The following is a 23,485-nucleotide window of genomic DNA, read 5'->3' as shown; positions in this document are numbered from 1 at the left end:
GACAATACATACAAGGCGTATGTTTAAAATAATATATACATACGCTGTGCATGTAAATATACATTCACCCCGTATGTAAGGAGAAACTATGGCACGCCGTACCCGCGCCGAGATGGAAGAAACCCGCGCCACGCTGCTGGCCACCGCTCGCACTTTCTTTGCAGACCGTGGTTATGCCGACACATCCATGGACGAATTGACGGCTCAGGCGGGCCTGACACGCGGTGCCCTCTACCACCACTTCGGTGACAAAAAAGGTTTGCTGGCGGCGGTGGTCGATCAGATCGATGCGGAAATGGACGAACGTCTGCAGGCTATTTCAAACAATACCGACGATGCCTGGGAAGGGTTTGTGCGCCGCTGCCATGCCTATCTGGAAATGGCGCTGGAGCCGGAAATGCAGCGCATTGTCTTGTGCGATGCCAAGGCCGTACTGGGGGGCGCCTCGCCCGAATCGCATCAATATTGTGTAGGCTCCATGGAAGGCCTGATTCAGGCGCTGATGGATCAAGGCCGGATTGAACAGGCCGATCCCCACGCCCTGGCTTCCCTGATTTACGGCAGTCTGGCCGAAGCCGCATTCTGGATTGCGCAGGGAGAGGACGGCGATGCTCGCTTGGCAAAGGGGCTGGCAGCACTGGATTTGCTGCTGCGCGGATTGCTGATCAAGTCCTGAGCAGGCAACACCCGAACCTGCTGGCAGCCAAGTAAGGGCCACATAAACGCCAGACATAAAAAAACCCGCATTGAATGTTGTGCTGATACTGCTTTTACAAGCAGACCAGAAACACTCATGCGGGTTTCTTATCGACAAAGCCGGGAAGCCCAAGCTTCCCGCTTCACGCCTTACACAGCGACCAAAGAGATCTCTGCAATACGCTTGCGCCACTCGGCAGGGCCGGTGTTGTGCACGGACACGCCTTGCGAATCCACGGCCACGGTTACTGGCATATCCTGAACTTCGAACTCGTAAATGGCTTCCATGCCCAGATCTTCAAAAGCCACCACTTTCGCATTGCGAATGGCCTTGGACACCAGGTACGCAGAACCACCCACGGCCATCAGGTAAGCCGACTTGTGAGCACGAATGGCTTCAATGGCGGTTGGGCCACGCTCGGCCTTGCCGATCATGGAGATAAGGCCAGTCTTGGCCAGCATCATCTCGGTGAACTTATCCATGCGAGTGGCAGTGGTTGGGCCTGCAGGACCAACGGCTTCGTCACGCACAGGGTCAACCGGGCCTACGTAGTAAATCACGCGGTTGGTGAAGTCCACAGGCAGGGACTCGCCCTTTTCCAGCATGTCCTGAATACGCTTGTGAGCAGCGTCACGGCCAGTCAACATCTTGCCCGACAGCAGCAAGGTCTGGCCTGGCGTCCAGGAAGCCACTTCTTCAGGGGTCAGCTCATCCAGGTTCACCTGGCGGGACTTGTTGTAGTCCGGCGCCCAGTGAATGTCAGGCCAGGCCGACAGTGGTGGAGGTGCCAGCTCGGCTGGGCCATTGCCGTCCAGCGAGAAATGCACGTGACGGGTCGCGGCACAGTTGGGGATCATGGCCACAGGCTTGGAAGCGGCGTGAGTCGGGAAGGTGTTGATCTTCACGTCCAGCACGGTGGTCAAACCGCCCAGACCTTGCGCGCCAATACCCAGAGCATTGACCTTCTCATACAGTTCGATACGCAGCTCTTCCAGCTTGCTTTGCGGGCCGCGTTGCAGCAGCTCGTACATATCGATGTCTTCCATCAGGGCTTCCTTGGCCATCAGCATGGCTTTTTCGGCTGTACCGCCAACGCCAATACCCAACATGCCTGGAGGACACCAGCCAGCACCCATCGTAGGAACGGTTTTGAGAACCCAATCCACCAGAGAATCGCTGGGGTTGAGCATCACGAACTTGCTCTTGTTTTCCGAACCACCGCCCTTGGCGGCCACTTGAATGTCGACCTGATCGCCAGCGACCAGTTCGACATTCACAATACAGGGTGTGTTGTCGCGCGTGTTTTTACGGGTGAACAAGGGGTCGTTCAGGATGGAGGCGCGCAGTGGATTATCCGGATTCAGATAACCGCGACGCACACCCTCGTCACAGAGCTCCTGCAAGGAGCGCTTGGTATCAAAGCGCACACCCATGCCCACTTTCAGGAATACGTTCACCACCCCGGTGTCCTGACAGATAGGGCGATGGCCCTCGGCACACATGCGCGAGTTGGTCAGGATCTGGGCGATGGCATCTTTGGCCGCCGGGTTCTGCTCACGCTCGTAAGCGCGGGCCAGATGCTCCAGATAGTCGGTGGGATGGTAGTAACTGATGAACTGCACCGCATCAGCGATGGACTGAATCAGATCGTCTTCTTTGATCGTGGTCATGGTGGCGTCTATATAAAAAACGGGATGAACAAGGGGAAACTATTTGCCCTGCCAGACAGGTTCGCGCTTCTCGGCAAAAGCCGTCGCGCCTTCCTTGGCGTCTGCAGAGGTAAAAATGCCAGCGATACGGGGGCGCTGCAGATCGAACAGATCCGACTGACGCCAGTCGCGCGACTGGGAAATGATGCTCTTGGCGGTTTGCACGGCCAAAGGACCGTTGGCGGCGATCTGCTCGGCCAGTGCCAGCGCCTGCTCGGTAGTTTTGCCGGGTTCGGCCAGACGGCTGACCAGACCCAGTTCGGCCATGCGGGCTGCAGGGTACATACCACCGGTCAGCACCATTTCCATGGCCATGTGGTAAGGAATACGGCTAGGCAAGCGCACCATGCCGCCCGATCCGGGGACAATGCCGCGTTTCACTTCAGGCAGGCCAAAGTTGGCGCTGTCGGCCGCAACAATCAGGTCGCAGGACAGGGCAATTTCAAAACCACCGGCCAGGCAGTAGCCTTCCACGGCGGCAATCAATGGCTTGGCAGGCGGGCGCTCGCAAATACCAGCGAAACCGCGGTCGCCTACATAGGGGCGCTGGCCAGTCTTGGCAAAGGCTTTCAAATCCATACCGGCGCAGAACGTATTGTTGGCACCGGTCAGCACGCCCACGGCAATACTGGGGTCGGCATCGAACTCATCCAGAGCCTGGGCCAGCGCCTGCGCGGTTTCCAGGTTGATGGCATTACGTGCCTCGGGACGGTTCAAGGTAATCAACACTACCTTGCCGATACGTTCAAGCGTGACAAGTTCACTCATGGACCTAACCTCCTTTAGACTGCTGCCCGAGATTCTGTTTCAAGATCAGGTCAGCAAATAAGCAGTATTTGGACAAACGCATATGATACGTCTAAAAACAACTTGACCGCCCGGTACACAGCGGCCTTGCCCATGGCCCGGACGGCCAAAATAGCCCATTGCGGGCGCTTTTCTGCTGCAAGGGCGCAGTTCACGCTAAAATAGAAAAATTTTGCAGATTCTCGCTTTACTGGCCATTGCTCATGCTCACCTTTCAGCAAATCATACTTACGCTCCAGCAATACTGGGACAAGCACGGATGCGCTCTGCTTCAGCCCTACGATATGGAAGTCGGTGCCGGAACCTCTCATACGGCAACCTTTTTGCGGGCTATCGGCCCCGAACCCTGGCGCGCTGCCTATGTGCAGCCTTCGCGCCGCCCCAAAGACGGGCGTTACGGAGACAACCCTAACCGCCTGCAGCACTATTACCAGTTTCAGGTCGTGCTCAAGCCCGCACCTGAGAACATTCTGGACTTGTATATCGGCTCGCTGGAAGCCTTGGGCATCAACCCCAAAGCGCATGACATCCGTTTTGTTGAAGACGACTGGGAAAACCCGACACTGGGTGCCTGGGGTCTGGGCTGGGAAGTCTGGCTCAATGGGATGGAAGTCACCCAGTTCACTTACTTCCAGCAAGTAGGCGGCCTGGATTGCACGCCAACCACGGGCGAAATCACCTATGGTCTGGAACGTCTGGCCATGTACTTGCAAGGCGTGGAAAGCGTCTACGACCTGGTCTGGACCGAAGGTCACAACGGCCAGCGCATTTACTACCGCGACGTATTCCACCAGAACGAAGTGGAGCAATCCACCTACAACTTCGAGCACGCCAGCACCGATGTGCTGTTTGCGCACTTCAACGACTACGAAGCCGAAGCCAAGCGCATCATTGATGTGCCGCTGGCCCTGCCCGCTTACGAGCAAACGCTGAAAGCTGCCCATACCTTCAATATGCTGGATGCCCGCGGCGCCATCAGTGTGACCGAGCGTGCTGCCTATATTGGCCGTATCCGCAATCTGTCCCGCGCTGTCGCACAGGCTTACTACGACTCCCGCGAACGCCTAGGTTTCCCCATGCTGAGCAACAAATCCTCGGAGGCCAAGTAATGAACGCCTCCACCACACAGCCTTTGCTGATTGAACTGTTCACGGAAGAACTGCCCCCCAAAGCGCTGCAACAGCTGGGTCAGGCCTTTAGCGAAGGTCTGCAAAAAGTATTGGGCGAACAGGCCCTGCTGGCACCGAACTGTGAAGTGCGCGCTTACGCGACGCCACGCCGTCTGGCGGCCTGGTTCAGCGCTGCTTACCAGCAAGCCGAAGATCAGCCTTACACCGAAAAACTGATGCCCGCCCATATTGGCCTGGATGCCAACGGCGAGATCGCCCCGGCTCTGGCCAAGCGACTGGCCGCCAAAGGTCTGGAACATCTGAAAGCCAGCGACCTGCTGCGCGAATCCGATGGCAAGCAGGATTACCTGTACGCCAGCGGCATTGCCACTGGTGCTGCCCTGAAAGACGGCCTGCAGGAAGCCCTGGAATGGTCGATTACCCACCTGCCCATCCCTAAAGTGATGCGCTACCAGTTGGCCGATGGTGTCAGCAGCGTGCGCTTTGTGCGCCCTGCTCACGGTCTGGTCGCCCTGTGGGGGTCGGACATCGTTCCCGTCAGCGCCCTGGGTCTGCAAGCCGGTCGCCAGACACACGGCCACCGCTTCATGTGCGATGCCCCCTTCGACATCCGTGACGCCGACAGCTGGGCCGCACAAGTCCAGGAGCAAGGCTGGGTGGTTCCTTCCTTTGAAGTTCGCCGCGAACAGATTCGCACCGACCTGGAAGCTGAGGCCAAACGTCTGAACTCCACCCTAGGCGACGATCCCGAAGTGGAAGCGTTGCTGAACGAAGTCACCGCTCTGGTCGAATACCCCACCGTGTACGTGGGCCAGTTCGACGAGCAATTCCTGCAAGTGCCTTCCGAGTGCCTGATTCTGACCATGCGTCTGAATCAAAAGTATTTCCCGCTGTTTGATCCCGCCACACAAAAGCTGACCAATCGCTTCCTGATCGTCAGCAATATGAAGGTGGACGATCCCAGCAACATCATCGAAGGTAACGAGCGCGTGGTTCGCCCCCGTCTGGCGGACGCCCAGTTCTTCTTTGAAACCGATCGCAAACAGACTCTGGCCGAGCGTGTGTCCACGCTGGCTGGCAGCGTGTACCACAACAAGCTGGGTTCGCAGCTGGACCGTATCGAGCGTCTGCAATCCGTGGCTGGCTACATCGCCAAGCAACTGGGTGCCAATGAAGAGCACGCCCGTCGTGCCGCGCTTCTGGCCAAGGCAGACCTGAACTCCAATATGGTGGGCGAGTTCCCCGAGCTGCAAGGCGTGATGGGTGCGTACTACGCCCAAGGCGATGGCGAGCCCGAGGACATCGTGCTGGCTATTCGCGAGCAATACCGTCACCGCCTGGACCAGCCTGTCACAGAAGCCAGCCTGACCCAGGCCATTCTGTTCCTGGCCGAGCGCGCCGAGGTTCTGGTTGGTATCTGGGGCATTGGTCTGGCTCCTACAGGTGAACGCGACCCTTATGCCCTGCGCCGTGCCGCTCTGGGCCTGATCAGCGCCTACGAACAGTTGCAAGCCGGTGCCCAGTTGAAGGCCAATAGCCTGAATCTGGATACGCTGCTGAACACCACTGCCTCTTTCTTCAAGGATGGCGTCCTGGCGGCTGACACGGTCGATGCGGTTCAAGCCTTCATTTACGAACGCTACCGTAACCAGCTCAGCAACGATTACGAGCGCAGCGTGGTGGATGCCGTGTTGGCCCTGCGTCCGCCACTGGAGCAGGTTCACGCCCGTATTCAGGCTTGCGCCTCTTTTGCCCAACGTCCTGAAGCCGAGAGCCTGGCTGCCGCCAACAAGCGCGTCAGCAATCTGCTCAAGAAAGCCGAAGGCGAACTGGCAACGCTGGACGACAAGCTGCTGGTCGAACCTGCCGAGCGCGAGCTGGCTGCCAAGATTCAGGAATTGCAGCCCGTGGCCCAGGCCCAGTTTGAAGAGGGTGAATTTGACGCTTCCCTGGCCACCTTGGCCCAGGCCCGTGGTGCCGTGGACAAGTTCTTCCAGGACGTCATGGTCATGGCCGAAGACCCTGCCATCCGTGCCAACCGTCTGGCCTTGCTGGCCAAGCTGCACACACTGATGAACCAGGTTGCGGATCTTTCCAGGCTGGCTAACTAGTGAAACTTGCCATTATTGATCGGGACGGTGTCATCAACCATGACAGCGATGCCTTTATCAAAAGCCCACAGGAGTGGGAGGCCATTCCAGGCAGTCTGGAGGCCTTGGCCCGCCTGACCGAAAACGGCTGGAAGGTGGTCATTGCCACCAACCAGTCCGGTCTGGCACGTGGTTTGTTTTCCATGACCACGCTGAACGCCATCCATGCCAAGATGCGCCGTGAACTGGCCTTGTTGGGTGGCTTTATCGACGCCATCTTTATTTGCCCGCATGGCCCGGATGAGGGCTGTACCTGTCGCAAACCGGCCCCTGGCATGTTTCGCGACATTGCACATCGCTATGAAGTGAACCTGCAAACCGTACCCTCGGTGGGCGATTCCTTGCGTGATCTGCAAGCGGCCAGCCAAGCCGGCTGTGCGCCCTGGCTGGTCCAGACGGGTAAAGGCATGCGTACCCTAGAGAAAGGCGGCTTGCCCGAGGGCACGCGCGTCGAGGCCGATCTGGCCGCTGTTGTCGACAAATGGCTCCACGGAAACTGATATGGGCATTATCCGCGCTTCACTCTATCAACTCTTTTTGTTGATTACCGTTATCCCCTACGCCTTTGCCTGCCTGATTATCGCGCCGCTGCCGCTGGACATGCGCTATCGCTTTACCACCGGCTGGCCGCGGCTGGCTGTCTGGGGAGCACGCACGATTCTGGGCATACGCTGGCAGACCAAGGGCTGGGACAACCTGCCCGACGGCAAGGCCATCATCCTGTCCAAGCACCAGTCGGCCTGGGAAACGCTGTTCTTTCCTTCCTACATGCCGCGTCAGGTGTGCTTTGTCTACAAGCGCGAGCTGCATAAAGTCCCTTTCTTTGGCTGGGGACTGGCCCTGCTGCGCATGATCCCTATTGATCGCGCCAAGGGCCGGGATGCCTTTGAACAAGTCATCAAGATCGGGCAGCAGCGCATTGACGAAGGCCGCTGGCCCCTCTTGTTCCCGGAAGGAACTCGTACCGCCCCTGGCTCTACTGGCCGCTACAAAATGGGTGGCGCCTTGCTGGCCTGCCGTACCGGCACGCCCATTATTCCCGTAGCGCATAATGCGGGAGAATGCTGGCGTCGCAATGCCTTTATCAAGACGCCGGGCTTGGTTACTATCTCCTTTGGGCCGCCCATTGATCCTGCCGGGCTGACCCCTGAAGAAGTCAACCAACGCGTACAGACATGGATTGAAACCGAAATGCGCGTCTTGAATCCGGAACGCTATGACGGTCCCCCCACAACTGGCCCTGTTTCCTGACACGGCCTTTCCCCACCCGGCGCAGCGGCCAGAAAAGCCGCCCGCCGGTTCTGCTCTGCCCCCCCAAAGTGCCCTGACTGTCCGGCCCGAAAGCTTGCCGGAAGGCGTGCAATGGCAGCAGGTGCAGCTGGATGGCCACACCATTGGCTATCAGCTCAAACGCTCCCGCCGCCGTACCCTGGGCCTGACCATCAACGACAGTGGCCTGACCGTTGCCCTGCCCTCCTGGGTCAAGATCAGTCAGGCAGAACAAGTGCTGCACAGCAAAAGCGCCTGGATACTGCGCAAGCTGCGCGAATACCAGCAACGTCGCGAACAACTAGCCTTGCAAAGCCTGCAATGGGTTGATGGCGATACCCTGCCCTTTATGGGCGTGCCCATCCGCCTTAGCCTGAACCCGCAGATTCAACAGGTGCATTTTGAGGGCCAGCCCGGCCAGGTTCTGCGTGGTCAAGGCCTGTCACTCCCCTTGCCCATCGGTGCCGAACCCCAGCGTGTCCAAGAGCTGACCCAGGCCTGGTTGCAGAAACAGGCCAGGCAATGGTTTGAACAGCGGCTGCAACACTATCTGAACCTGTCGGGCTTGAGTGCCAGCAAATTACGGCTGGCTGCGCCTGCCAAACGCTGGGGGTCCTGCAACAGTGACGGCACGATTATGCTGAACTGGCGCCTGATACACTTTCACCCATCCATCATTGATTACGTCGTCGCTCACGAGGTCGCGCATCTGCAAGAGATGAATCACGGCCCACGTTTCTGGGCCTTGGTCGAAACGCTCTACCCTGATTTTGTCAATGCGCGCAATCAGTTACGACAATATGATCCAGGCACCCTGCCCCTGCTTTAAGGCAGGTTGAACTCTAGGAGCTCTACCTTATGCGTATCCTGCACACCATGCTGCGTGTCGGCAATCTGGACCGTTCTCTGGCCTTTTACACCGAAGTGCTGGGCATGAAATTGCTGCGCCAGTCCGACTACCCGGACGGCCGCTTCACCCTGGCTTTCGTGGGCTATCAGGACGAGTCCGAAGCCGCCGTGCTGGAATTGACCCACAACTGGGACACTCCCTCGTATGATCTGGGCGATGGCTATGGTCATATCGCTCTGGAAGTGCCTGATGCCTACAAAGCCTGTGAGGACATCAAGGCCCGCGGCGGCAAGGTCGTACGTGAAGCCGGCCCCATGAAGCACGGCACCACCGTGATTGCGTTTGTGGAAGATCCGGACGGCTACAAAATTGAGCTGATCCAGGCCAAAGGACGCGTGGATTAAAGCAAACAGAACCGGCCTTAACTGGCCGGTTTTTTTTATGCCCCTTATTTTCCAACCCAGCAAAAATATGCCCAAATCGTGTATTGCGACTATTTGTGCCGCCACCCTTACATACCGTAGCCGTTAAAACCCGCCTGTATTCTGCGACAATCTAGCTTGGCTTTTCCCTGCCCTGTTTACTGCCAACACTATGCTCAATACTCTTTGGCTGTTTTTCTTCCTGATTGCCGCCGTCAGCGGGTTTTACCAGTGGCTGGTCGGGGGAAATAGCGAAATTTTTGCACAAATGGTGCGCAGCCTGTTCGATATGGCCGCCCTGTCCGTGCAACTGATGCTGCTACTTTTTGGCACGCTCACCCTGTGGTTGGGCTTTTTGAAGATTGCCGAGAAAGCCGGGCTGATCGACACCCTGGCTCGCTGGCTGGGACCACTGTTCAGCCGTCTGATGCCTGGCGTGCCTGCCGGCCACCCGGCTTTGGGACTGATCACCCTGAACTTCGCCGCCAATGGTCTGGGCCTGGACAATGCCGCCACGCCCATCGGTTTGCGGGCCATGAAGTCACTGCAAACACTGAACCCGCACCCGGACACCGCCACCAACGCCCAGATCCTGTTTCTGGTGCTCAATGCTTCCTCACTGACACTGATCCCCATCAGCATCTTCATGTACCGGGCTCAACAGGGTGCGCCTGATCCCACGATGGTGTTTCTGCCAATTCTGCTGGCTACCACCGCCTCCTCGCTGGCCGGACTGCTCAGTGTGGCCCTGGTGCAGCGCCTGCGTCTGTTTGATCCGGTGCTGATGCTGTGGTTTGGAATCTTTGCGCTGATCCTGGGATCCTTCATGGCCTTGCTGGCCACACTCAGCGCAGCGGCTATCCAGTCACTTTCGTCCTTGCTGGGCAACCTGACCCTGCTGTCCATTATCTGGCTATTCCTGCTGATGGGCTGGCGTCGCAAGATTCCTCTATACGAAGCCTTTGTAGAAGGCGCCAAGGAGGGCTTTGGCGTTGCCAGGGATCTGCTGCCCTATCTGGTTGCCATGTTGTGCGCTGTGGGCGTTCTGCGCAGCTCTGGTGCCCTGGATATCGTGCTGGATGTAATCCGCTGGCTGGTCAACCTGACCGGGCTGGATACGCGCTTTATTGATGCCTTGCCAACGGCCCTGGTCAAACCTTTTTCGGCCGGTGCAGCCCGAGCCCTGTTGATTGAAACCATGCAGCATCACGGTGTGGACAGCTTCCCTGCCCTGCTGGGGGCAACGGTGCAAGGCAGTACCGAAACCACTTTCTATGTGCTGGCCGTGTATTTTGGTGCGGTCGGCATACAACGGGCCCGGCACGCGGTTTCCTGCGCCTTGATTGCCGATCTGGCCGGGGTACTGGCCGCGATTGCGGTCTGCTATTGGTTCTTTGGCTAGGAATCAAGGGGCCACCATGAAGGTAAGGCGCTTTGCCCCAGCAGACTCAGCCAGGAATCACTGATCATTTCAGGGGCGTGTAGCCTCAACATGGCCCACCATACAAAAACACCCCAAAACGGAATCGATTTCCAATTTTGGGGTGTTGTTCTTTACGGGATTTTGTCTATCAGACGGCCTGCAAGACACCCTTATCCATCAGGTGATCGGCCAGGGCAACGTACTTTTCCAAGGACAAATCCGCCGGACGGCTGGTAGGCGCAATTTCCAATGCTTCCCAGTCAATATGAGCCGTCCAGTCACCCAGACCGCCACGCAACATCTTGCGTTTCTGCGCAAACGCTCTGGCCACCACCTGACTGAACACCTTTGCATCACGAGCCTGGGCTCGGTCAGCTGGCAAAGGCACCATGCGCACCACAGCAGACACCACTCGCGGCGGCGGGTTGAAGGCCTCGGGCGGCACTTCAAACAGTTTGGTCATGCGGTAGCGTGCCTGCAGCATTACCGACAAACGGCTGTAATCCGAAGAACCGGGCTTGGCGACCATGCGGTCGATCACTTCCCGTTGCAGCATGAAATGCTGGTCCACTACAGCATCTGCGTAGTCCAGCAGATGAAAAAGCAAAGGGCTGGAGATGTTGTAAGGCAGGTTGCCCACAATACGCAGATTCGGACCCAGGGCACCGAAGTCCACGCTCAAGGCATCAGCCTCAATGATTTCCAGCTTGTTGGGCGAATAATGATTGCGCAAGCGAGCAGCCAGATCACGGTCAATCTCGACCACTCGCAAGCGCTCCAGCGCCTGCGTCAACGGTCGGGTCAGGGCCGAGAGGCCCGGACCAATTTCCACCATATTATCGACAGGCCGAGGGCCAATCGCACGGATGATCTGGTCGATGATGGCCTCATCTTCCAGAAAGTTCTGTCCAAAGCGCTTGCGCGCCTGATGCTGGGCCATACCTATCCTTAGCGACGGCGGGTACTGGACTCGGGGTCCAAACGGTTATCAATGTAAGCACGGCCGCGCAGACTGTTCAGCCAGTCTTCAAAAGCAGGCTCGGCGCGCTGCTGGAACAGGGCCTGACGAGCCTGCATGCGCTTGTACTCGCCTTCCATATTGCGGGTGCGGCGCTCAATTACCTGAATCAGGTGCCAGCCAAACTGGGATTCCACCACGGCGGTATCGTTACCGGGTTGCAGCTTGTCCATGGCCTGCTCGAACGGAGGCACGGTCTCGCCGGGCGAGAGCCAGCCCAGATCACCGCCTTGCGGCGCGCTGCTGTCTTCCGAGTAACGCTTGGCCAGATCCTGGAAGGACTCGCCGTTGCGCAGACGTACTTGCAACTGCTCGATGCGTTGGCGAGCCTGCTCGGAGGTCATGACCTTGGAGAGTTTGACCAGAATGTGGCGGGCATGAGTCTGGGTCACCATCATGGGACCCGATTGAGCCGCTGCCGCACTGGCCACCGGCGAGGTGTTGCCTGGCGCGGCACCACCACGCTCCAGCACCTTCAGAATATGGAAACCCTGACCACTGCGGATCAGGTCAGAAACCTGGCCGGGAGCCAGGTTATGAACGGCTTGCGCGAACAAGTCAGGCCAGTCGGACAGGGAACGGGTTCCCATTACGCCGCCGCTCAGGGCTTCCTGGCCGTCCGAGCTGGAGGCAGCCAGACCGGCAAAGTCTGCACCCGAACGAACCTGGGCCAACAGGCCTTCGGCTTTGGTGCGCAAACGGGCTTCTTCACTGGAGTTGGCACCTTCAGGGACACGCACCAGAATTTGCGCCAGGCTAACCGGTGCATCCTGGCGTTGTGCCGCAGACTGCCCCAGATTACCCAAACCCGCGCCACCTTGAGAGCGCAGGTAAATATCGATGTCGGCATCCGTAATATTGATGCTGCTGTCAACCGCACGCATGCGCAACTGATCCAGCAGGATTTCCTGCTTCAGATTGGCACGGTACTGCTCCCAGCTGATGCCATTCTTTTCAATCTCGGCACGCAGCTGGGCTTCAGTCATATTGTTGCGCGAGGAAATCATGCGCACACCTTCATCCACTTGCTGCGGGCCAACAGAAATACCCATGGCGCGAGCCTCCTGCTGCTCCAGGCGCTCGTTGATCAGGCGCTGCAAAACCTGTTTGCGCAACACATCCTGATCCGGGGCCGGAATTTTCTGGTGCTTGAGCTGTTCCAGCACTTGAGCTGCTTCCAGATCAACCTGACGCAGGGTAATCACCTCGTCATTGACCACAGCAGCAATGCCATCCACAAACTGGGAAGCGGCAGCAGGGGCCGCCTTGTTTGCAGCGGGCTTGGACTGCGCCTGAGCCATTTGGGCCGTGCCCAGCCCCATGACGGCCATCAAAGCCAATGACAGGCTGCGGTTTTTCAAGCTGAAACGCATATTATTCATACCTCTCATGAATCATTTTTTCCTGTACGGGGTCCGAGATGGGTTCATAGCCAATCACGCGATCACGCAGCATTTTGATAGGGTCGTTGCCAATTCCGCCCAAACCGGACAGCTCCAGCTGGAAGAACATGGCTTTATTGGTTTCCCTGGCCGAAACCGCATAGCGTTGCATAACCACTCGCGCCGCCCAGCAGCAATCACCTTTGTACTCCAGGCCCAACACCGTTTGTGTACCACGGCTTTCCTGGATGGAGTAATCGTAACGTCCCACAGCATACAACTTGTTGCTCAGGGGCCATTGGCCCGTCATGGAGACGTATTCCTTGCCGCGATGATCCTCGTCAGTCGGCGTAAAGAGTGGATCAACAACCTGGCGTGGGTCACGTTCATAACGATAGTTCACACCCAGTGTTGCCAGGCGTTTAGGACGCCAACGAATACCAGAAGCCAGACGGTTGCGGCGTTTTTCGTCAGGATTGAATTGCGCATCGAAGTTGACCGAGAAAGTATTGGTCAAAGCGGCACTGGCACCGACCAGATAGTCTGAACGGGTGCTGGTACGCGCTTTTTCATTGCCCAAGGTTACGGTTTGCTTATCAAAATACAAGCGCTGAGCAGCCTGCAAAACCAGACGCTCGTAGCCAGTGTCAGCGTCCAGCCAGCGAGAGGTCAGACCCACGGTGACCTGGTTCGCATTGGAAATACGGTCCCAACCACCGGAAAAAATGTTTTCGCTGAAGGCCTGGGCAAAGTTGAAACTGGCCAGACTGGTGTCATACAAGGGCAGCGAGGACTGATCGCGATAAGGCACATACAAATAGTACACACGCGGTTCCAGGGTCTGGATGGAGTCATTGCCGAACAACGTGGTGTCTCGCTCGAACGTCATGCCGGTGTCCAGGGACAGGATAGGCAAGACACGGCTTTGCGTGCGGGCCCGGTCCGCGAAACGCGCCATATTAGGATCACCCACATACCAGTCTGTCTGGTACTGGCTCATGTGCAGGCCCGCTTTGGGCGTGATGTACCAGCCTGGGCGAACGACAGGATAAGCCACCGTCGTGTAGGACGAGAAACGCGTCCCATCTGGAGCCAGACGGGTGCTACGCATATTGTCGAACTCGCTCAGGTTACCGCTGTAGAACGGCAGGCGAAAACGAGTCGCGTAGTTATCGCTGACCACATCAAAGCCACCCCAGTTATAACGGGATGCCCCCAAATACCATTCGGGCAGTTTGTCGTATTGTGGCTGGCGATACCAGGTGGAAGAGTCCTGCAGAGTCTGATAGCGCGTTGCACTGACGTGGGAGCGGAAATATTTGGACCCGCCCCAACCCAGCGTTACCGTACTGGCCAGATCCTGAATAGTCGAATCATTCAGACCAAAACTGCTGAAGTCACGGAAGTAATCATCATCCGATACGCGGCGAATATCGGCATTCAGATAAAAACTGGCGGGCAGGCTCTGACGATACTGGCCCATGAACAGCCAGCGCTTGTAACCCAGCTCCTTGTCATCAGGCAGGTAGTTGCCTGTCAGCTCTCCGGAAAAGCTGTCACCCAGATAACGGAACTCTCCCCCCAGCATGGCGCCACGCTTGCTCATGAAGCGAGGTGTCAGGGTAGCGTCGTAATTCGGAGCCAGGTTCAGGTAGTACGGCACGCTGAAATCAAGACCACCACGAGTCGTCATGCCGTAAGTAGGCAAGAGGAAACCGGACTTGCGCTCTTTGCGTAGCGGAAAGGTCAGGTAGGGAGAGTACAAAAGGGGCATGCCCTTGAAGTACAGAACACCATTACGCGCCACCCCTTCGTTTTCCTTGGAGTACAGGTCTACCTTGGGGGACTGGATATACCAGGCAGGCTCGGGGCATGGGCAACCCGAATAATTCACACCAGACAGACGCATATGATTGGAGTTGAGAATGTCAGCCTGCGTGGCCGTCCCGCTGCCACCGGTGGCCCCCAGCCAGAACTCCGGGGACGACATGCGCCCCGTATCCGCGTCCAGGTTGTAATCAAACTCCGGGCTGCGCACCAGGGCGCCGTCACGCATGATCAGGCCATTGCCACGCACTTGCACCTGGCCGGTTTTTTCCTGATAGTCGATCCGGTCGCCTTTGACGACGGAATCAATACGTCGAACCTGGGCACCGCCTTCCAGACGCAAGGTGCCGTCTTCCAGCGTTTTCATCTGGTCGCCTATCAAATAGACGGCCATGTCCTCTTCCTGGAGCTTGCGCACTTGCAAACCGGGGGACGTCTTTAAAGACGGACGCACGGACGACTGAGCCTGGGCTACCCCCATGCCTGTCATCATCAACACGATATACCACGCCGCAACTCGCACTAAGACTGCGCCTCCAGTTGTGTCCTGCATTTGTGTCCTGCATTTGTTCCACCAGAGACGAAAAACCCTGGCGACCCGGTATTATAGTTAAGCCTGCCGTTTAGCGGCACTGCTAAACACTAATCCGTTACGATCTTCTGCTTCCCTTTATTTATGTCTGCTTCTATTTCTGCCGCTACCGACCCTCGCCTGCAACAAGCCATCACCTGGCTGAACACCCTGAAATCCCGCTTCGGGCTGGAGATCGACAGCCTGCAAGCGGCTTCCAGCGACGCCAGCTTTCGCCGTTACTTTCGCCTGCAAGCCCAGGACCGCAGCGTCGTCTTGATGGATGCGCCCCCGGCCACTGAAGACTGCAAGCCCTTTGTACACGTCACCGAACTGCTGGCTCCCACCGGTATTCATGTGCCCGAGATTCTGGCGGCCGATACGGAACAAGGTTTCTTGCTGTTAAGTGACCTGGGGCAGGACAACTTTCAGAACGCCCTGAAAAACCCCATGCCGCAAAGCGAACTGGACAAACTGTACCGCAGTACGCTGCTGACCTTGGTGAAATTGCAACAGGCCGACACCACGGGCTTGCCTGCGTACAACGAACAGCGCCTGCTCGAAGAGCTGCAGGTGTTCCCCGAGTGGTACATCCAAAAGCACCGCCAGTTCGAGCTGAGCGACAAAGATCAGGACATGTTGCGCAAAACCTTTGCCGAGCTGGTTCAGGCCAATGTGCAAAGCGCTACTGTACTCGTGCACCGGGATTTCCACAGCCCTAATTTGATGATGCCCCTGCCCGGCCAGACCGAGCCTGGCGTGATCGACTACCAGGACGCCTTGGCAGGCCCCATCACCTATGACATTGCCTCTCTGGTCATGGACGCGCGCGTGACCTGGACCGAGGAGCAGCAACTGGACTGGGCGATTCGCTACTGGCAGGCCGCCATGGAAGCCGGTCTGGACGTACCCGCCGACTTTGCCGTGTTCCATCAGCAATATGAATGGATGGGCCTGCAACGCAATTTGCGTATTCTGGGTGTGTTTGCGCGCCTGTCCCTGCGTGACGGCAAACATCATTATCTGGACCATATGCCCCGCCTGCTGGGCTATGTGCACCAGGTGGCCAGCCGCTACGAATGTTTCAACGGCTTGCTGCGCCTGCTGAACCGACTGGAAGGCCGCCAAACTGTCCTGGGCATGACGGTCTGATGCGCGCCATGATTCTGGCAGCCGGTCGAGGCGAGCGCATGCGCCCCTTGACCGACACCTGCCCCAAACCCCTGATTCCTGCAGGCGGCCTGCCGCTCATCGTCTGGCACTTGCGTGCCTTGGCCAAAGCAGGCTTTCGTGAGGTCATCATCAACCACGCCTGGTTGGGAGAGCAGATTGAATCCACGCTGGGCGACGGCAGCCAATGGGGCTTGCGCCTGAGCTACTCGCCAGAGACGTCGGCCCTGGAAACTGCTGGCGGTATTGCCAAGGCGCTGGATTTTTTCCAGGGCCAGCCTTTCCTGTTGATGAATGGGGATATCTGGTCCGATTGGGACCCTGCCCAAGCTTTGGTCATGGCCGAACGCCTGCAAGCAGGCCCGGAGCAGGCCTGGCTGATCCTGACACCCAACCCGCCCCACCATCCCGAAGGCGACTTTGGCATGCAGGAAGGGCAATTGCATCTATGCGCCAAAACCCTTGCAGGCGCCCGTAGTGCCACCTTGAGCGGCATAGGCGTCTACAAGCCCGAGCTCTTTGCGCACTTGCCTAAAGACCAGCCCGCCAAAGCAGCGCCCTTGCTCCATGCCGCCATTGAGCGCCATCAGGTACTGGGCAGCCTGCATCAAGGCTTCTGGATGGACGTTGGCACACCGGAACGATTAGCCCAGTTAAACCAACACTTGGAATCGTTAGCGCCCTCACAGTAAACTGATATTTTCCAGGCGCGCTGGCAGACGTTTCCAAGCACAACAAAGGGCAACAAAGCCAGCTATCGCGCCTCCATCGCCCCAATGACGTCTATGCTAATGGGTTTTGTAATCAGGACTTGATTTGCCTTGAGTCCCTTGTCTGACAGGAACGTCTGTTCTCATGCTTGGTTCCTCCAAACGCACCGTATTCAAACCCACCGCCTACGGCTCCAGCCGTCGAAAACGCCGTATTCCACGCTGGTTTGTCCTGTTGTTGACAGGTATTGCCCTAGGTGCCGGTGGCCTGCTGTTCTTGCAAAAGAGTTATGGCCCGACACGCCTGACCGTAGAGCAGTCCGAACAACTGCACTATGACCTGAACACTGCCAATGCAGACAAGCAGCGCCTGCAAGCGCAATTGAATCAAACCAGCCGCGATCTGGAAGACGTCAGCCAGAAAGAAGACAAGCTGGGCAAGCAGACCAGCGATCTGCAGGCCATGGTCACCAAGCTGGAAAAAGACATCGCGCTGTTTGCCGATGCCATGCCACCGGATCCACGTGGTACCTCGCCCGGTATTCGCGCTGCTGAATTCACCGTCAATGAAGGCCAGCTCAATCACTTTGTGCTATTGATGCAGGACAAGGGCAAAGAGGCCGAGTTCACCGGCACCATGGAGTTTGTGGCCGCTGGTCGTTATAGCAATGGCCGCAGTGGAAATGTGGACCTGCCCAGCCAGACTGTCAGTGTAGGCCGTTATGCCTACATCAATGGCTCCGCAGAGCTGCCCGCTGGCTTTACACCGCGTCAGGTCACAATCCGCATCAAGCCTGATGGCGCAAACCGAGTGGTTGCCACTCGCACCATCTACGTCACACCCTCCAGATAACAACCACTGCCTGTCTGTCACAGGCAGGGGGTCACAAGAAAGCCCTTCAGGTCCTTGGCTCAATCGCCAAAACCCTGAAGGGCTTTTTTTATGTGCAGCGATCCTGGCGGACTCTTAGGCCACGTGCTGCAAAAAGTCCTTAAGGCGCTGACTGGGGGGATCGCTCAGCAGCTCGGCAGGCGGGCCATCGTGCGCCACCCTGCCCTGATCAATAAAGATCAGACGGCTGCCCACACGACGCGCAAAATCCATCTCGTGTGTCACCACCACCATGGTCATACCTTCTTCAGCCAGCAATTGCATGACCTTGAGCACTTCCTGACGCAGCTCCGGGTCCAGCGCAGAAGTCGGTTCATCAAACAGCATCAGCTTGGGTTTGATCGCCAGGGCGCGAGCGATGGCCACTCGCTGCTGCTGACCGCCGGACAGCTCGTTTGGGTAATGATTGACGCGCTCAGCCAAACCCACTTTAGCCAGCAGCTCCATGGCTTCCTCACGGGCCTGGGCGCGACCGGTGCCCCGGGTATGAACGGGCCCGAACATGACATTTTCCAGCGCGCTCATCTGCGGAAACAGATTGAATTGCTGAAATACCATGCCGGCTTCCCGACGCAGCTCACGCACCTGCGCTGGCGTGCCATTCACACTCAAGCCGTTGACCACAATGTCGCCCGCCTGAATGTCTTCCAGCTTGTTAATGCAGCGCAGAAACGTGGATTTCCCCGATCCGGACGGGCCCACCACCACAACCACTTCGCCCTTATCAATCGTCAGACTGATATCGTCGAGCACGATATTGTCTCCAAAGCGCTTGGTTACCTTCTTGAACTCGACAATACTCATACAATCCTCATGCGGTGTTCAATCAACTTCAGAGTCAGGGCAATCAGGCCGGTCAGGATCAGATAGATCACGGCCACCGCACCCCAAATCTCCACCGAACGAAAGTTATTCGCAATAATCTCCTGGCCCTGGCGAGTCAGCTCTGCCACACCAATCACGATAAACAGCGATGAATCCTTCAAGCTGATAATGCACTGGTTACCCATGGCCGGAATCATGCGGCGAAACGCCACCGGCCCAATAATGTGGCGCAAAATCTTGTGAAATGGCAGTCCCATCGCCTCCCCGGCTTCTTTCAGACCTTTGGGCACGGACTGCAAGGCACCCCGCACGATCTCGGAAATATAGGCCCCGGAGTTGATCATCAAGGTGAAGATCGCCGCCGTCAGACCATCAATACGAATATTGGCCAGCATGGGCAGTGCAAAGTAGATGAACATCACTTGCACCACGATGGGGGTACCGCGTATCAGCAGCACGTATAGCTGGCACAGGAACGACAGCACCAGCAGCAGATAACGTCTGAAAAAACCCAGCAAGGACAGGGCGATCAGCGCCTGCACAGAGTTCCAGATCCAGGCGGGGATGAAACTGAGCCAGTTACTCATCAACCAGGACAGACCCTTGAGCACAAAGCCCAAAACCAGCAGCCCCAGCACGAACAAAGCGGCTCGGCGCCAGGTGACCGGTACCCGAATGTAGGTGGTAATCACCCCGGTCAGAAAACCTAATACAGCACCGCCCACCAAACCCGACAGGGTAATGAGCAGCGTCATTTTTGTACCTTCCAGAAGGCTGGGTAAAGCCCCCCAGATAGCGTCCCATTCAAAAGTCACAGTGCTACCTTTGTCTTTGAATAAACGCCCGAAACAGAGCGTCAAAAAATAAAAGCGGTGATCCCGTTACGACACGCGATCACCGCTTGGCATGCGCTTGGCTTCAGCCCTGTTTAATCAGGCTGCTTGCCAAACCATTTCTGGTAGATTTTGTCGTACGTGCCATCAGCACGAATGTCTTTCAGGGCCTGGTTCACAACCGGAACCAGTTCGCTGTCCTTGGGAAAGGCAATACCGTAGAAGTCACCGCTTTTCACCGCGCCAGTCACCTTCACACGATCCTTGCCGCCAGTCTGGGCGTAGTACTGCACGTTAGGTGTGTCGTGCACCACGGCATCCACACGGCCGGTTGCCAGTTCCAGGAAGGCATTGTCGATATTGGGGAACAGCTTGAGCTTGGCAGTAGGCACCGAGCGCTGCATGAAGTCCACCGTGGCGGTACCAATCTTCACCGCTACCGTCTTGCCTTCCAGGTCGGAGGCGGCCTTGATGTCTGAGTTATCGGTATTGACCAGAATGGCCAGACCGCTTTCGTAGTACGGATCGGAGAAATCGATCACTTGCTTGCGGTCATCACGAATGGTGATCCCGGCCAGCGCGGCATCCAGATTGCGGGTTTGCAGACCTGGAATAATGCCGTTGAAGTCCATGGGCTGGAAGCGGTAATTCAGGTTGGCCTTTTTTGCGACGGCATCCCACAGGTCGATGTCAAAGCCGGTGTATTTACCGTTTTGCTTGAACTCAAAAGGCACAAACGCCGTATCGGTTGCGACCACCAGCTCTTTGCCTTGTTGCGCCAAGGCCTGCCCAGCGGGCAAAGCCAAAGCCAAGGCCAAACCGGCCATCAGGGTTTTCATTTTCTTATTGAACATCCGTTACTCCTCTGTAGGGACTGACCAAAAACCAGCCAGTTCGATGTTTTACCCAAGTCAGCGCAGGCTCATGACCTGCCCCAGCGTTGATCTATCCTACCCGAAGCAGCACAACTGTTTGTATTTAATAGTTTTAAAAAAAGAAAAACCTCGGGAAATCCCGAGGTTTTTCATACAGCGAGTCCTGTCAAAACTCAAATTCAGAATGCAGGAACGATAGAACCCTTGTACTTGTCAGCGATGAATTTCTTCACGTCTTCGCTATGCAGAGCCTGGATCAGCTTGGCAACACGTGGGTCGTCCTTGGACTTGGCAGCCACGGCGATCAGGTTGGCGTAAGGCGAATCTGCACCTTCAATGGCCAAGGCATCCTTGGTCGGGTTCAGACCGGCTTCCAGCGCGTAGTTGGTGTTAATCAGGGCAATATCCACGTCAGCCAGCACGCGCGGCAGCGTAGCAGCTTCCAGCTCCTTGAACTTGAGCTTCTTGGGGTTCTGGTCCACATCACGCGAAGTTGCCAGGATATTGGAAGGATCTTTCAGAGTCAGAACACCGGCTTTTTGTAGCAGCAGCAAGGCACGGGCACCGTTGGAGGGATCGTTGGGGATCGCCACCAGTGCGCCTTCTTTCAGCTCGTCCAGGCTCTTGATCTTGGTGGAGTAGGCACCAAAGGGCTCAACGTGAACCACGGCCACCGACACCAGATCGGTTTTGTGTTCTTTATTGAAGGTATCCAGGTAAGGTTTGTGCTGGAAGAAGTTGGCATCGATATGGCCGTCAGCAACTTGCTGGTTGGGCTGCACATAATCGGTGAACACCTTGATATCCAGGTTCACGCCTTCCTTGGCCAGAGTTGGCTTCACAAACTCCAGCAGCTCGGCGTGCGGCACGGGGGTAGCAGCAACCGACAGGGTCTCGGCAGCTTGGGCCACGCTGGCCAGCAGAGCCGACACGGACAAGGCCAGAACGGGAACAAATTTCTTCAAAGACATGAGCGACTCCAGTTTCAGAAAGGCAGGACTATGACGATCGCTGCCGGGACTTATTTTCGGCTCAAACGAGCCACCATGGCGTCTCCAAACACCTGCAGGAGTTGCACCAGCACCACCAGGATCGTCACGGTAACCACCATGACATCCGTTTGATAACGTTGATAACCAAAGCGCAGGGCCAGGTCACCCAGACCACCGCCGCCGATCACACCGGACATGGCCGAATACCCCACCAGCGCAATCGCGGTCACAATCAGGGCCGCCACAATGCCGGTTGTGGCTTCGGGCAGCAAAGCCAGCAAAACGGTCTGACGGGAGTTCGCTCCCATGGCACGGCAGGCCTCATTCACACCGGGGTCCAGTTCACGCAGAACGTTCTCCACCAAACGGGCAAAAAACGGCGCGGCGCTCAAGACCAGAGGCGGAATTGCACCCTGCACCCCCAACGACGTACCGGCCAGAATGCGCGTCAAAGGAATAATGACGATCAGGAGAATCAAAAACGGCACGGACCGCAAAATATTCACGATCAGGGACAAGGTCTGGTAGATCCAGGCATTGTCCAGCATCTGCTTGCGGCTGGTCAGAAACAGCAACACGCCTAATGGCAAACCAATAATTGCGGTAAAGCCCAGCGAAATACCCGTCATCAACAAGGTATCAATCGTGGCCTCACCAATCAGCGCCCAATCCAGGTTGCTAAAGTTCATGGTCGCAATACCTCAAATTGGACATTCAATTCAGTCAGCAAGGCATCCAGCCCTGCTTTAGCCTGCGCATCGCCTTCCACGGCCACAACCAATTGTCCGTAAGGTTCGGTTTTGATGCGGCCAATGGCGCCCTGCAAAATACTGACATTCAGCCCCAGCTGGCTGGTGATACGGCTGATCAACGGCTCCGTTGTCGCCACACCGCGCACGCTCAAGCGCATGACGCTACCGGGCACACCTTCTGCCAAGGCATGCCAGTCGTCAGCGTTCACGCCACTTTCACTGAGCAAGGACTGCGTAGTGGGATGATGCGGGTGCAGGAACACATCCAGCACTTCACCACACTCCACGATCTTGCCGGCATCAATCACGGCAACCCGATCACAGACAGAGCGAATCACGTCCATGCCGTGGGTAATCAGGACAATGGTCAGCCCCAACTCCTGATTGATCTCGCGTAGCAAACGCAAGATGGACTGAGTGGTTTCCGGGTCCAGCGCCGAGGTCGCTTCGTCGCACAGCAAAAGCTGAGGTCGGTTGGCCAGGGCACGCGCAATACCGACACGCTGCTGCTGCCCACCCGATAACTGGCGGGGATACTTGTTGGCATGGTCCTTCAAGCCCACCAGCTCCAGCACTTCCAGAGCGCGAGCGTGACGTTGGGCACGATCTACTCCTGCCAGGCGCAGAGGAAAACAGACATTATCCAGAACCGTGCGGGAATGAAGCAGATTGAAATGCTGGAACACCATGCCTACACCTTGTCGGAACGCGCGCAACTGCGCACCCGAAAAGCGTGTGATGTCCTGATCCTGCACCCAGACCTGGCCCGAGCTGGGTTGCTCGAGCAAATTGAGCATGCGGATCAGCGTACTTTTCCCGGCACCCGAGCGACCAATAATACCGAAGACCTCTCCTTGGCGAATCTGCAAGGAAACGTCGTTCAAAGCATGAACGGTCTTGCCTGCCAGGGAATAGGTTTTTGAGATGTGTTCAAGACGAATCAAGATGAACTCAGCCTAGTTAGTCAGTCGAGTTATAAAAGCCTGAGCTGTAAGCGAAATTTACCATAAAGCAAATTTGCCTATGGCCAGATAGATATAACCCATGGAAATATTGAAACCATACTGAGGGCTGCACTGTATAGCAAGATTTCCGACCGGCCAATGCGCGGATGTGACCTTGGCTGTGCAAGGCAAGCGCCCAAAGAAAAAGGCCGCTAAGAGCGGCCTTGTTTCTACGTT

The 23,485-nt window shown here is 57.0% G+C and carries 23 protein-coding genes; 11 read left to right on the top strand and 12 right to left on the bottom strand.

The window, feature by feature from the left end:
• The first annotated feature begins 88 nt into the window (after positions 1 to 88).
• Positions 89 to 676 (top strand): TetR/AcrR family transcriptional regulator, encoded by a 588-nt coding sequence (locus Q9R35_RS07405; protein WP_311219598.1) that lies wholly within the window; start codon positions 89 to 91, stop codon positions 674 to 676.
• Positions 677 to 846: 170 nt separating this feature from the next.
• On the opposite strand, the gene Q9R35_RS07400 is transcribed toward Q9R35_RS07405, so the two are convergent.
• Genes Q9R35_RS07400 through Q9R35_RS07390 form a run of 3 tightly spaced genes read right to left on the bottom strand, consistent with a single transcriptional unit; the run spans position 847 to position 3,470 of the window.
• Entirely contained in the window at positions 847 to 2,367 is a 1,521-nt protein-coding gene (locus tag Q9R35_RS07400) for a fumarate hydratase (protein ID WP_026485204.1), read from the bottom strand.
• Between the two features lie 39 nt (positions 2,368 to 2,406).
• Positions 2,407 to 3,174: a crotonase/enoyl-CoA hydratase family protein gene (locus Q9R35_RS07395; protein ID WP_125303682.1), complete on the bottom strand. Its 768-nt coding sequence runs from the start codon at positions 3,172 to 3,174 to the stop codon at positions 2,407 to 2,409.
• 50 nt (positions 3,175 to 3,224) lie between these two features.
• Positions 3,225 to 3,470 carry a hypothetical protein gene (locus tag Q9R35_RS07390; protein ID WP_162473396.1) on the bottom strand — a complete coding sequence of 82 codons (246 nt, stop codon included), beginning with the start codon at positions 3,468 to 3,470 and terminating at the stop codon, positions 3,225 to 3,227.
• Between Q9R35_RS07390 and glyQ the strand changes: the two genes are divergently transcribed.
• The 7 genes from glyQ to Q9R35_RS07355 all read left to right on the top strand — a co-directional run bounded on the left by glyQ (position 3,417) and on the right by Q9R35_RS07355 (position 10,436).
• A complete protein-coding gene (glyQ, locus tag Q9R35_RS07385) occupies positions 3,417 to 4,322 on the top strand; it encodes a glycine--tRNA ligase subunit alpha (RefSeq protein ID WP_026485201.1) in 906 nt (301 codons plus the stop codon). The genes Q9R35_RS07390 and glyQ overlap by 54 nt on opposite strands.
• Entirely contained in the window at positions 4,322 to 6,454 is a 2,133-nt protein-coding gene (glyS, locus tag Q9R35_RS07380; protein ID WP_311219597.1) for a glycine--tRNA ligase subunit beta, read from the top strand. Before glyQ ends, glyS begins: the two co-directional genes overlap by 1 nt.
• Complete coding sequence (gene gmhB / locus Q9R35_RS07375; protein WP_045930968.1) at positions 6,454 to 6,993, top strand: D-glycero-beta-D-manno-heptose 1,7-bisphosphate 7-phosphatase; 540 nt, start codon at positions 6,454 to 6,456, stop codon at positions 6,991 to 6,993. Before glyS ends, gmhB begins: the two co-directional genes overlap by 1 nt.
• Before the next feature lies 1 nt (position 6,994).
• Positions 6,995 to 7,744 (top strand): 1-acyl-sn-glycerol-3-phosphate acyltransferase, encoded by a 750-nt coding sequence (locus Q9R35_RS07370; RefSeq protein ID WP_042483513.1) that lies wholly within the window; start codon positions 6,995 to 6,997, stop codon positions 7,742 to 7,744.
• Complete coding sequence (locus tag Q9R35_RS07365; RefSeq protein WP_042483510.1) at positions 7,710 to 8,591, top strand: M48 family metallopeptidase; 882 nt, start codon at positions 7,710 to 7,712, stop codon at positions 8,589 to 8,591. Before Q9R35_RS07370 ends, Q9R35_RS07365 begins: the two co-directional genes overlap by 35 nt.
• A gap of 29 nt (positions 8,592 to 8,620) precedes the next feature.
• Positions 8,621 to 9,016: a lactoylglutathione lyase gene (gloA, locus tag Q9R35_RS07360; protein ID WP_035271035.1), complete on the top strand. Its 396-nt coding sequence runs from the start codon at positions 8,621 to 8,623 to the stop codon at positions 9,014 to 9,016.
• Between the two features lie 190 nt (positions 9,017 to 9,206).
• Entirely contained in the window at positions 9,207 to 10,436 is a 1,230-nt protein-coding gene (locus Q9R35_RS07355; RefSeq protein ID WP_063688485.1) for a nucleoside recognition domain-containing protein, read from the top strand.
• Positions 10,437 to 10,605: 169 nt separating this feature from the next.
• On the opposite strand, the gene rsmA is transcribed toward Q9R35_RS07355, so the two are convergent.
• From rsmA to Q9R35_RS07340, 3 genes are read right to left on the bottom strand one after another with little or no spacing between them, the layout of a single operon-like run.
• On the bottom strand, positions 10,606 to 11,397 hold the full coding sequence (gene rsmA / locus Q9R35_RS07350; RefSeq protein WP_199265464.1) for a 16S rRNA (adenine(1518)-N(6)/adenine(1519)-N(6))-dimethyltransferase RsmA: 792 nt from the start codon (positions 11,395 to 11,397) through the stop codon (positions 10,606 to 10,608).
• 8 nt (positions 11,398 to 11,405) lie between these two features.
• Entirely contained in the window at positions 11,406 to 12,857 is a 1,452-nt protein-coding gene (locus tag Q9R35_RS07345; protein WP_311219596.1) for a peptidylprolyl isomerase, read from the bottom strand.
• Positions 12,850 to 15,237 carry an LPS-assembly protein LptD gene (locus Q9R35_RS07340; protein WP_311219595.1) on the bottom strand — a complete coding sequence of 796 codons (2,388 nt, stop codon included), beginning with the start codon at positions 15,235 to 15,237 and terminating at the stop codon, positions 12,850 to 12,852. The genes Q9R35_RS07345 and Q9R35_RS07340 overlap by 8 nt, the downstream gene beginning before the upstream one ends.
• 123 nt (positions 15,238 to 15,360) lie before the next feature.
• On the opposite strand from Q9R35_RS07340, the gene Q9R35_RS07335 reads away from it, so the two are divergent.
• From Q9R35_RS07335 to Q9R35_RS07325, 3 genes are all read left to right on the top strand, one after another.
• On the top strand, positions 15,361 to 16,407 hold the full coding sequence (locus Q9R35_RS07335) for an aminoglycoside phosphotransferase family protein (RefSeq protein ID WP_045930963.1): 1,047 nt from the start codon (positions 15,361 to 15,363) through the stop codon (positions 16,405 to 16,407).
• Positions 16,407 to 17,117, top strand: a complete 711-nt coding sequence (gene murU, locus Q9R35_RS07330; protein ID WP_063688501.1) for an N-acetylmuramate alpha-1-phosphate uridylyltransferase MurU — start codon at positions 16,407 to 16,409, stop codon at positions 17,115 to 17,117. The genes Q9R35_RS07335 and murU overlap by 1 nt, the downstream gene beginning before the upstream one ends.
• Positions 17,118 to 17,280: 163 nt before the next feature.
• The gene (locus tag Q9R35_RS07325) at positions 17,281 to 17,988 is read left to right on the top strand and encodes a membrane protein (RefSeq protein WP_042483494.1); all 708 of its coding nucleotides are present in this window, start codon (positions 17,281 to 17,283) and stop codon (positions 17,986 to 17,988) included.
• 114 nt (positions 17,989 to 18,102) lie between these two features.
• Here Q9R35_RS07325 and glnQ read toward each other — a convergent pair whose 3' ends face one another.
• The 6 genes from glnQ to Q9R35_RS07295 form a co-directional block, all read right to left on the bottom strand.
• Positions 18,103 to 18,831, bottom strand: a complete 729-nt coding sequence (gene glnQ, locus Q9R35_RS07320) for a glutamine ABC transporter ATP-binding protein GlnQ (protein WP_042483491.1) — start codon at positions 18,829 to 18,831, stop codon at positions 18,103 to 18,105.
• Complete coding sequence (locus tag Q9R35_RS07315; protein WP_096917372.1) at positions 18,828 to 19,607, bottom strand: ABC transporter permease subunit; 780 nt, start codon at positions 19,605 to 19,607, stop codon at positions 18,828 to 18,830. The genes glnQ and Q9R35_RS07315 overlap by 4 nt, the downstream gene beginning before the upstream one ends.
• 173 nt (positions 19,608 to 19,780) lie before the next feature.
• Complete coding sequence (glnH, locus tag Q9R35_RS07310) at positions 19,781 to 20,512, bottom strand: glutamine ABC transporter substrate-binding protein GlnH (RefSeq protein WP_371317319.1); 732 nt, start codon at positions 20,510 to 20,512, stop codon at positions 19,781 to 19,783.
• 227 nt (positions 20,513 to 20,739) lie between these two features.
• Positions 20,740 to 21,531 carry a MetQ/NlpA family ABC transporter substrate-binding protein gene (locus Q9R35_RS07305; protein ID WP_197313614.1) on the bottom strand — a complete coding sequence of 264 codons (792 nt, stop codon included), beginning with the start codon at positions 21,529 to 21,531 and terminating at the stop codon, positions 20,740 to 20,742.
• Between the two features lie 50 nt (positions 21,532 to 21,581).
• Complete coding sequence (locus tag Q9R35_RS07300; RefSeq protein ID WP_042483486.1) at positions 21,582 to 22,241, bottom strand: methionine ABC transporter permease; 660 nt, start codon at positions 22,239 to 22,241, stop codon at positions 21,582 to 21,584.
• Positions 22,238 to 23,248, bottom strand: a complete 1,011-nt coding sequence (locus tag Q9R35_RS07295; protein WP_063688505.1) for a methionine ABC transporter ATP-binding protein — start codon at positions 23,246 to 23,248, stop codon at positions 22,238 to 22,240. Before Q9R35_RS07295 ends, Q9R35_RS07300 begins: the two co-directional genes overlap by 4 nt.
• Positions 23,249 to 23,485 lie beyond the last annotated feature (237 nt).

It is taken from the genome of Alcaligenes sp. AB3, from assembly GCF_031844565.1.
Lineage (GTDB): Bacteria > Pseudomonadota > Gammaproteobacteria > Burkholderiales > Burkholderiaceae_B > Alcaligenes > Alcaligenes faecalis.
The sequence above is the reverse complement of the archived record's forward strand: the minus strand, read 5'-3'. Positions and strand labels throughout refer to the sequence as shown.

Coding starts and splice junctions, on each gene's coding strand:
- Q9R35_RS07405 (WP_311219598.1), top strand. CDS start 89: ATGGCACGCCGTACCCGCGCCGAGATGGAAGAAACCCGCGCCACGCTG.
- Q9R35_RS07400 (WP_026485204.1), bottom strand. CDS start 2,367: ATGACCACGATCAAAGAAGACGATCTGATTCAGTCCATCGCTGATGCG.
- Q9R35_RS07395 (WP_125303682.1), bottom strand. CDS start 3,174: ATGAGTGAACTTGTCACGCTTGAACGTATCGGCAAGGTAGTGTTGATT.
- glyQ (WP_026485201.1), top strand. CDS start 3,417: ATGCTCACCTTTCAGCAAATCATACTTACGCTCCAGCAATACTGGGAC.
- glyS (WP_311219597.1), top strand. CDS start 4,322: ATGAACGCCTCCACCACACAGCCTTTGCTGATTGAACTGTTCACGGAA.
- Q9R35_RS07370 (WP_042483513.1), top strand. CDS start 6,995: ATGGGCATTATCCGCGCTTCACTCTATCAACTCTTTTTGTTGATTACC.
- Q9R35_RS07365 (WP_042483510.1), top strand. CDS start 7,710: ATGACGGTCCCCCCACAACTGGCCCTGTTTCCTGACACGGCCTTTCCC.
- gloA (WP_035271035.1), top strand. CDS start 8,621: ATGCGTATCCTGCACACCATGCTGCGTGTCGGCAATCTGGACCGTTCT.
- Q9R35_RS07355 (WP_063688485.1), top strand. CDS start 9,207: ATGCTCAATACTCTTTGGCTGTTTTTCTTCCTGATTGCCGCCGTCAGC.
- rsmA (WP_199265464.1), bottom strand. CDS start 11,397: ATGGCCCAGCATCAGGCGCGCAAGCGCTTTGGACAGAACTTTCTGGAA.
- Q9R35_RS07345 (WP_311219596.1), bottom strand. CDS start 12,857: ATGAATAATATGCGTTTCAGCTTGAAAAACCGCAGCCTGTCATTGGCT.
- Q9R35_RS07340 (WP_311219595.1), bottom strand. CDS start 15,237: ATGCAGGACACAACTGGAGGCGCAGTCTTAGTGCGAGTTGCGGCGTGG.
- Q9R35_RS07335 (WP_045930963.1), top strand. CDS start 15,361: ATGTCTGCTTCTATTTCTGCCGCTACCGACCCTCGCCTGCAACAAGCC.
- murU (WP_063688501.1), top strand. CDS start 16,407: ATGCGCGCCATGATTCTGGCAGCCGGTCGAGGCGAGCGCATGCGCCCC.
- Q9R35_RS07325 (WP_042483494.1), top strand. CDS start 17,281: ATGCTTGGTTCCTCCAAACGCACCGTATTCAAACCCACCGCCTACGGC.
- glnQ (WP_042483491.1), bottom strand. CDS start 18,831: ATGAGTATTGTCGAGTTCAAGAAGGTAACCAAGCGCTTTGGAGACAAT.
- Q9R35_RS07315 (WP_096917372.1), bottom strand. CDS start 19,607: ATGACGCTGCTCATTACCCTGTCGGGTTTGGTGGGCGGTGCTGTATTA.
- glnH (WP_371317319.1), bottom strand. CDS start 20,512: ATGGCCGGTTTGGCCTTGGCTTTGGCTTTGCCCGCTGGGCAGGCCTTG.
- Q9R35_RS07305 (WP_197313614.1), bottom strand. CDS start 21,531: ATGTCTTTGAAGAAATTTGTTCCCGTTCTGGCCTTGTCCGTGTCGGCT.
- Q9R35_RS07300 (WP_042483486.1), bottom strand. CDS start 22,241: ATGAACTTTAGCAACCTGGATTGGGCGCTGATTGGTGAGGCCACGATT.